This is a genomic window from Serratia sp. (in: enterobacteria) (assembly GCF_046715635.1).
Taxonomy (GTDB): Bacteria; Pseudomonadota; Gammaproteobacteria; order Enterobacterales; family Enterobacteriaceae; genus Chania.
Window position 1 is genome coordinate 1 of sequence record NZ_JBKJYW010000169.1, and the last position, 7,780, is coordinate 7,780.

Here is a 7,780-nt window from a genome sequence, read left to right on the forward strand (position 1 = left end):
TACGTAATGACATGGCAGATCTCTCATTCCACGGCATAAGCAGCTCCACTCAGAAGTACTCATACCTATGTTGTAAGTGTCTACCATGTCCCCGAACAAGTGTTCATGATGTCCCCGGTCTGTACACTCCCACAGGGAGAGGGAGCTTGTAGTCCCTGCTCTGATGGTAGATAGAAGGTAATCTCAGCAAAATTTGAGTACCCCTTCATCCCGAGTGAGTCAACTAATGCACATGACGGATCACTGCACTTCTAGGCCAACTCGATCGGTTCCCTCTCCCTGTGGGAGAGGGTTAGGGTGAGGGGCCTGATTTTTGGCTAACGCCCGCGAACGTAAATAGATCCCCGGCTTGATATGGCCCACGTAAACCAGCGCTTTGCTAGGTGCCAGCGTGGCAATATCTCCTTCGCGCATATGCAGTAAATCGCCCGGGCTGACCCAGCCTGGGGCGGCCAACGTCAGCGGATGCCCAGCGTTTTCAAACGCGGCAATCACAAACTCCGAACAGAAATAGGACGACTCTGCGCCGGTCGGGGCCTTGAGCTGGGCTGCGGCCAGGCCTTTGACACATTGCTGGCGGAAATCGGCAGAGAAGGGATTCAGCGAACACAGCTGCTTGGTCATCATAAAGGGCACCATCTCGGCAATGCCCAGATAGTTATACCGGCTGCCGGCCTTTTGGCTGGCGAATTGGCGGATTTGGCTGGCCTGTTCCGGTGTCAGATCGGGGATGCGCAAAGCAAACATCTTGTCGCTATGGGTCAGTGCGGCTTTCAGGCTGATAATCTGCACGCCTTCCCCTACCGCTTCGGCAACCTGGCCCTCGCCAATATACACGGCTACGTGGCTGACAGACGAAGTACTCAAGATACGGATCCCGAGTGATTTCAAGCCGATGGTTGAGGAGAACAGCAGGTCTCCCTCTTGCAGGTCGGCCTGGTTGATTTCGCGCAGAGTTTTTCCTGGGGCGGAGCTTAGCGATTGAAACTGGACGTTGACGGGATTGATAGGGTGTTTTTCACGATCGGATAAGCCTACATCCATGGTGCAACCGGTCAACAACACCGAAAGCAAAGCAAACAGGCGGGTAGCCGAGGGGCTGCACAATGGCATAAGTTAATCCTTTAACAACAACATCCATTAATAAAGCCCCCGTCTGGGGGGCTTTGGCTATTGATTAGCGTTGGATCTGGCCCAGCAGGAAATCAACGATTTCGCCGGTTTTGATCATCTGCTTCTCGCCAACACGGCGGTTTTTGTACTCAATCTCTTCGCTGTCGAGGTTACGATCGCCGATCACGATGGAGTGAGGTACGCCGATCAGTTCCATATCGGCAAACATCACGCCTGGACGCTCTTTACGATCGTCCAGGATCACGTCGATGCCGTGTGAACGCAGGGTATTGTACAGTTCCTCAGCCAGTGCCTGCACACGGAATGACTTGTGCATGTTCATTGGCAGGATGGCTACCTGGAACGGGGCAATCGCGTCCGGCCAGATAATGCCACGATCATCGTGATTCTGTTCGATAGCAGCAGCTACCACGCGCGTCACGCCGATGCCGTAGCAACCCATGGTAAGCACCTGATTGCGGCCATCTTCACCCTGTACGGTGGCTTTCATCGCTTCTGAATACTTGGTACCCAGTTGGAAGATGTGGCCCACTTCGATACCGCGCTTGATCAGCAGCGTACCTTCACCGTCTGGGCTGGCATCGCCTTCCACCACGTTACGGATATCGGCGCTCTGTGGCAGCGGCAGATCACGCTCCCAGTTGATGCCAAAGTAGTGTTTGCCATCGATGTTGGCACCGGCGCCGAAGTCACTCATAGCGGCTACGCTGCGATCGACAACCACAGGGATCGGCAGGTTGACTGGGCCAAGGGATCCTGGGCCTGCACCGACGATCGCACGGATTTCTTCTTCCGTGGCGAAAGTCAGTGGAACCGCGACCTGTGGCAGCTTCTCGGCCTTGATTTCATTCAGTTCGTGATCGCCGCGCACCAGCAGAGCAACCAGCTTGTGGCCACTCTCTTCACGAGCGTGAACCATCAGAGTCTTCACCGTTTTCTCTACTGGCAGTTGGAATTGTTCTACCAGCTCGGCGATGGTTTTGGCGTTCGGCGTATCGATGATGCGCAGTTCTTCGGTTGCCGCAGCACGTGGCTGAGCAGGGGCAACCGCTTCGGCCAGCTCGATGTTGGCGGCATAGTCGGAACCGGTAGAGAACACGATATCGTCTTCACCGCTGTCTGCCAGCACCTGGAACTCATGCGAAGCGCTGCCACCGATAGAGCCGGTATCGGCCAGCACCGGACGGAAATCCAGGCCCATGCGGTTGAAGATCTTGCTGTAGGCCTCGTACATCGCGTCGTAGGTGACCTGCAAGGATTCCTGGGTGGTGTGGAAGGAATAGGCGTCCTTCATCAGGAATTCACGCGAGCGCATTACGCCAAAACGTGGGCGAACCTCGTCACGGAACTTGGTCTGGATCTGGAAGAAGTTCAGCGGCAGCTGCTTGTAGGAGCTGATTTCGTTGCGGATCAGATCGGTGATCACTTCTTCATGGGTTGGACCAAGCACAAACGGACGCTCGCCGCGATCGACAAAGCGCAGCAATTCCGGGCCATACTGCTCCCAGCGGCCGCTTTCCAGCCAGAGGTCTGCGGGCTGAACGACCGGCATGGAAACTTCGATCGCGTTAGCATTGTTCATTTCTTCGCGAACGATGTTTTCAACCTTCTTCAGAACGCGCAGGCCGGTCGGCAACCAGGTGTAAAGACCGGAGGCCAGCTTACGGATCATCCCGGCGCGTAGCATCAGCTGGTGGCTGATCACTTCGGCGTCGGCAGGTGTCTCCTTCAGTGTGGAGAGCAGATATTGGCTTGTACGCATGGTGTTTGGTTCCGTTAGAACTGCAAATTGCATCGGGCTGCCAGGGTTGGCCGCCAAAATTTTCAAAAGTGGCTTAGTTTACCAGCGCAAGCCGGTTGTCAAAAGAGAGCGGGCGGAATTTTAACGGGCGTCGAGCGACAACACTTCGCTTTGACTATCAACGATCCGCCAGCGCACGTTGAACTCCAACAACCATACCGCATATTCGCGCCCGCTGGCTTCTTCTTTTCGATAGGCGGGGCGTGGATCTTGCGCCAGAACCTGGGTGATAAAGCGGCGTAAGTTGGGGTAACGCCGCAAATGTTGCTGCAGCTGTTGTTCCGCCTGGGGCGAGAAATACACCGGCATATCACCGGCCGGAGCCGCCTGAGCAAACCCGGCTCGCGCTTCTGGATGGCTTTCGGCAAACGGTAGATAGGGTTTGATATCAACCACCGGCGTACCGTCAACCAAATCCAGGCTGCCCAGCTCCAGTACCACCTCGCCCCCTTGAGTCCGTATGCCTTTCAGTTCGATTAAGGACATACCCAACGGGTTAGGGCGAAAGGTTGAACGGGTAGCGAACACGCCCATACGCGCATTGCCGCCCAGACGAGGAGGCCGCACGGTAGGACGCCAGCCTCCTTCCATGGTTTGATGAAACACAAACATCACCCACAGATGGCTGAACTCGCTGAGGCCACGTACCGCTTCAGCCTGATTGTAAGGCGGCAGCAGCAACAGTTCACCGCCGCCGTCTTCAACTAGCCCAGGCTGACGGGGAACCGCGAATTTCTCTTTATACGGAGAACGGATGGTGCCGATCTGCTCAAAAACAAATTCGGTCATTTGGCTGAGACGTTAAGCGCAGAGCCTTGGCAGATGGCCTGCTGGTAACAACCGGCGACGCCGCTGACAATCTGACAGTCATGCAACAGCACCGCATTGGCCTTCATGTAGGAAGCTCGGGTCTGCATACGCTTACGTGCGGTATTCAGATTTGGCGGAGAGTCCTGAACCGTGGTCTGACAGGATTCGCCAGAAACCTCACCTAAATCGCGGAAAGGCTTGCCAACCAGTTCTTCTGCACTCTTGTACAGTTTTACCGGGGCCGGGCGGGCTGCTGGGGGGGCTTTTACCGGAGCGGGAGCGGCCGTAGTTGTTGTGCTGTTTGTTGTGGATGGAGCCGTGTGCTGCGTTGAGCATCCAGTCAGCGCGAGCGCTAACAAACAGAGAGGTAAAACACGCATTGAGAATCCCTGCCATTTTATAATCAAAGTGGCGCTATTGAAGCAATCTCTGGCACAAATAACAAGACGGGCCGTAGCCCGTCTTGCAATTATCGGAATAAAATGGCTAAGGAACGATTACCAGCCTTTTACTGCGCCACCGTTAAAGATCTTGTTGGCCGCTTCGTTAACTTCGTCAGACTGGTAAGCCTGAACGAATTTCTTCACGTTTTCCGCGTCTTTGTTATCTTCACGGGCAACCATGATGTTGACGTAAGGTGAGTCTTTATCTTCAACAAACAGACCGTCTTTGGCCGGCGTCAAACCAATCTGGCTGGCGTAAGTGGTGTTGATGATGGCCAGCGCGATTTGCTGATCGTCCAGTGAACGTGGCAGCTGCGGCGCTTCCAGCTCAACCAGCTTCAGGTTTTTCGGGTTCTCGGTCACGTCCAGCACGGTCGGCAGCAGGCCAACACCGTCTTTCAGCTTGATCAGACCCTGTTTTTCCAGCAGCAACAGTGAACGGCCCAGGTTGGTTGGATCGTTAGGCAGTGCTACCTGTGAACCTTCTTGCAGCTCATCAATGGATTTGATCTTTTTGGAGTAACCGGCAATCGGGTATACGAAGGTGTTACCGACCGAAACCAGCTTATAACCACGATCCTTGATCTGCTGATCCAGGTAAGGTTTGTGCTGGAAGGCGTTGACATCGATATCGCCTTTGCTCAAGGCTTCGTTTGGCAACACGTAGTCGTTGAAGGTGACCAGCTCAACGTCCAGGCCATACTTATCTTTTGCCACTTTTTGTGCCACTTCAGCCACTTGCTGTTCAGCACCGACAATAACACCCACTTTGATATGGTTTGGATCTTTTTCATCCTGGCCACAACCGGCCAGGGCCAGAGTACCGATCAGTGCGCCGATAGTTGCGATGGATTTAAATTTTAACGACATATCCCTTCCTCAATTAGACTCGCATATGAAATACGCCTTACTCTTTATCCTGCCAGGTGCAGCAAAGCTATCGAGTAGATGTCAGCGCGTGGGTAAAGCTATTTGTGGGTAACGGCCTTCACGATACGGTCGCCACCAAACTGGATCAGATACACCAGCACCACCAGTAATATTAATACCGTATTCATCACGGTAGCGTTATAACCAATATAACCATACTGATAACCAATTTGACCTAAGCCACCGGCACCGACGGCACCGCCCATCGCAGAATAGCCCACCAGGGTGATCAGCGTGATGGTAGCAGCATTCACCAAACCAGGTAGCGCTTCAGGCAGCAGCACTTTGGTGATGATTTGCATTGGGGTCGCACCCATGGCACGAGCGGCTTCAACCAGACCAGAGGGAATTTCCAGCAGGGCGTTTTCTACCATACGGGCGATAAAGGGAGCCGCGCCCACGGTCAGTGGAACGATAGCCGCCTGCAAACCGATAGAGGTGCCAACGATCATGCGAGTGAATGGGATCATCCAGACCAACAAGATAATGAACGGGATGGAACGGAAAATGTTCACCAACCCGGACAACACCTTATAGACGGTATTGTTGGCAATGATTTGCCCGGGGCGGGTCACATATAACAGTACGCCAACCGGCAAGCCAAGAACAAAGCCAAAGAAGCCGGAGACAAAGGTCATCGTAACGGTTTCCCACACGCCACGTGCCATTAACCACATCATTGCCTCAGACATAACCCAGAACCTCTACTTTTACCTGATTTTCTTGTAGGAACTTAATCGTTGCCTGTGCATCTTCATCGGAGCCGTGCAGTTCAGCCAGCATCACGCCGAACTTCACGCCGCCAGCGTAATCCATCTGTGCGCTGATAATATTATTGTTCACGTTAAAGCGACGAGCCGCTTCTGACAGTAACGGTGCATCGACCGAGCGACCGGTAAACTCCAGGCGCAACAGCGGTTGACGACCTCCGCTACGCTCAGGCACCAGGCGCGCGGCGTAGTCGTCCGGGATATCCAGATGCAGCGTAGCCTGAATAAACTGCTGTGCCAGCGGCGTCTTAGGATGTGAGAACACTTCGCTGACGCTATCTTTCTCAATCAACTGGCCCTGGCTGATCACCGCAACCTGATCGCAGATACGTTTCACGACGTCCATTTCATGGGTGATCAGCAGGATGGTCAGTCCCAGACGGCGGTTGATGTCTTTCAACAGTTCTAGAATGGAGCGGGTGGTGGCTGGGTCCAACGCACTGGTCGCTTCGTCGCACAGCAGAACCTTAGGATTGCTGGCCAGCGCACGGGCGATGGCTACACGCTGCTTTTGGCCGCCTGACAGATTGGCAGGGTAGGCATCGTGCTTGTCAGACAGACCAACCAGCTCCAGCAGCTCGACCACGCGTTTTTTGATTTCCGCCCGTGGCGTACTGTCCAGCTCCAACGGTAGGGCAACGTTACCGAAGACCGTACGTGAAGAGAGCAGGTTAAAGTGTTGGAAAATCATGCCAATCTGACGGCGTGCGCGCGTAAGCTCACCTTCAGACAGGGAGGTCAGATCCTGGCCATCGACCAGAACGGTACCTGACGTTGGGCGCTCAAGCATGTTGGCGCAGCGGATCAGCGTACTCTTACCGGCGCCTGAGGCACCGATCACGCCATAAATCTGTCCGGCAGGAACGTGAAGAGTCACGTCAGAGAGTGCGCTAATAGAACGCGACCCCTGCTGGAACACTTTGGTGATGTTGGAAAGTTTAATCATATTCTTCTTATTTTTAGTTTGGTTGCCGTGGCCTAATAAAGAGAGACCTTGGTCAGCGCCAAGGTCTGGATCAGATGTTAAGGCGTCTAGACGTCTAAGTCAACGTTAACGCTCTTCTTCATCATTCTCAGTCTTGGCGAAAACATGCGATACTGGGGCGGTTTTCAGGCTTTCAGGAGCATACCGGTGACACAAAGCGTCCCAGCAATTTTCTTAGATCGTGACGGCACGATTAATATCGATCATGGCTACGTCCATGAAATAGATGATTTCCAGTTTATCGATGGCGTGATTGACGCCTGCCGTGAACTGAAAAGCATGGGCTTCGCGCTGGTGCTGGTCACCAACCAGTCTGGCATTGCCCGTGGTAAATTCAGCGAAGAGCAGTTTATGCGTCTGACAGAATGGATGGACTGGTCGATGGCCGACCGCGATGTCGATCTGGACGGCATCTATTTCTGCCCACATCATCCTGAAGCAGTAATAGAAGAGTACCGCCAGGTTTGTGATTGCCGCAAACCGCAGCCGGGCATGTTGTTGCAGGCGCAGAAAGAAATGAATATCGATTTGGCCGCTTCTTATATGGTTGGCGACAAAATCGAGGACATGCAGGCGGCCGCGGCGGCAGGTGTCGGCACTAAAGTGTTGGTGCGCACCGGCAAGCCAGTGACTGAAGAAGGTGAGAAAGCGGCGGATTGGGTGCTAAACAGCCTGCAAGAGCTGCCTGCAGCGATTAAAAAGCGGGTTTAAGCAGCGTTGTGCATGAATAGTGAGCGGTCGGAAGAAAAGTGCATATTATCCCTTGTCATTCTGAACCAGCTCCCTATAATGCGCCTCCATCGACACGGAACATGTGAACAACTTCACAGAGTCTCCGGGGGTCGCAGAGAAAAAACCTGAAATTAAGGTTGACTCTGAAAGAGGAAAGCGTAATATACGCCACCTC

General features: G+C 53.8%; 8 protein-coding genes. 1 reads left to right on the forward strand and 7 read right to left on the reverse strand.

What is annotated here, in order from left to right; all coding sequences use genetic code 11:
* Positions 1–240: 240 nt before the first annotated feature.
* The 7 genes from ACLQ7H_RS08375 to metN form a co-directional block, all read right to left on the reverse strand.
* On the reverse strand, positions 241–1,113 hold the full coding sequence (locus ACLQ7H_RS08375) for a YaeF family permuted papain-like enzyme (RefSeq protein ID WP_411752267.1): 873 nt from the start codon (positions 1,111–1,113) through the stop codon (positions 241–243).
* Between the two features lie 64 nt (positions 1,114–1,177).
* On the reverse strand, positions 1,178–2,896 hold the full coding sequence (gene proS / locus ACLQ7H_RS08380) for a proline--tRNA ligase (protein ID WP_411752268.1): 1,719 nt from the start codon (positions 2,894–2,896) through the stop codon (positions 1,178–1,180).
* A gap of 120 nt (positions 2,897–3,016) precedes the next feature.
* Complete coding sequence (gene tsaA / locus ACLQ7H_RS08385; RefSeq protein ID WP_411752269.1) at positions 3,017–3,724, reverse strand: tRNA (N6-threonylcarbamoyladenosine(37)-N6)-methyltransferase TrmO; 708 nt, start codon at positions 3,722–3,724, stop codon at positions 3,017–3,019.
* The gene (gene rcsF, locus ACLQ7H_RS08390) at positions 3,721–4,125 is read right to left on the reverse strand and encodes an Rcs stress response system protein RcsF (RefSeq protein ID WP_037375662.1); all 405 of its coding nucleotides are present in this window, start codon (positions 4,123–4,125) and stop codon (positions 3,721–3,723) included. Before rcsF ends, tsaA begins: the two co-directional genes overlap by 4 nt.
* 117 nt (positions 4,126–4,242) lie before the next feature.
* Complete coding sequence (locus ACLQ7H_RS08395) at positions 4,243–5,058, reverse strand: MetQ/NlpA family lipoprotein (protein WP_411752270.1); 816 nt, start codon at positions 5,056–5,058, stop codon at positions 4,243–4,245.
* Between the two features lie 98 nt (positions 5,059–5,156).
* Positions 5,157–5,810, reverse strand: coding sequence for a methionine ABC transporter permease MetI (locus ACLQ7H_RS08400; protein ID WP_021179942.1), 654 nt, complete (start codon positions 5,808–5,810; stop codon positions 5,157–5,159).
* Complete coding sequence (metN, locus tag ACLQ7H_RS08405) at positions 5,803–6,834, reverse strand: methionine ABC transporter ATP-binding protein MetN (RefSeq protein WP_411752271.1); 1,032 nt, start codon at positions 6,832–6,834, stop codon at positions 5,803–5,805. The genes ACLQ7H_RS08400 and metN overlap by 8 nt, the downstream gene beginning before the upstream one ends.
* 186 nt (positions 6,835–7,020) lie before the next feature.
* On the opposite strand from metN, the gene gmhB reads away from it, so the two are divergent.
* On the forward strand, positions 7,021–7,584 hold the full coding sequence (gene gmhB, locus ACLQ7H_RS08410; RefSeq protein WP_411752272.1) for a D-glycero-beta-D-manno-heptose 1,7-bisphosphate 7-phosphatase: 564 nt from the start codon (positions 7,021–7,023) through the stop codon (positions 7,582–7,584).
* Positions 7,585–7,780 lie beyond the last annotated feature (196 nt).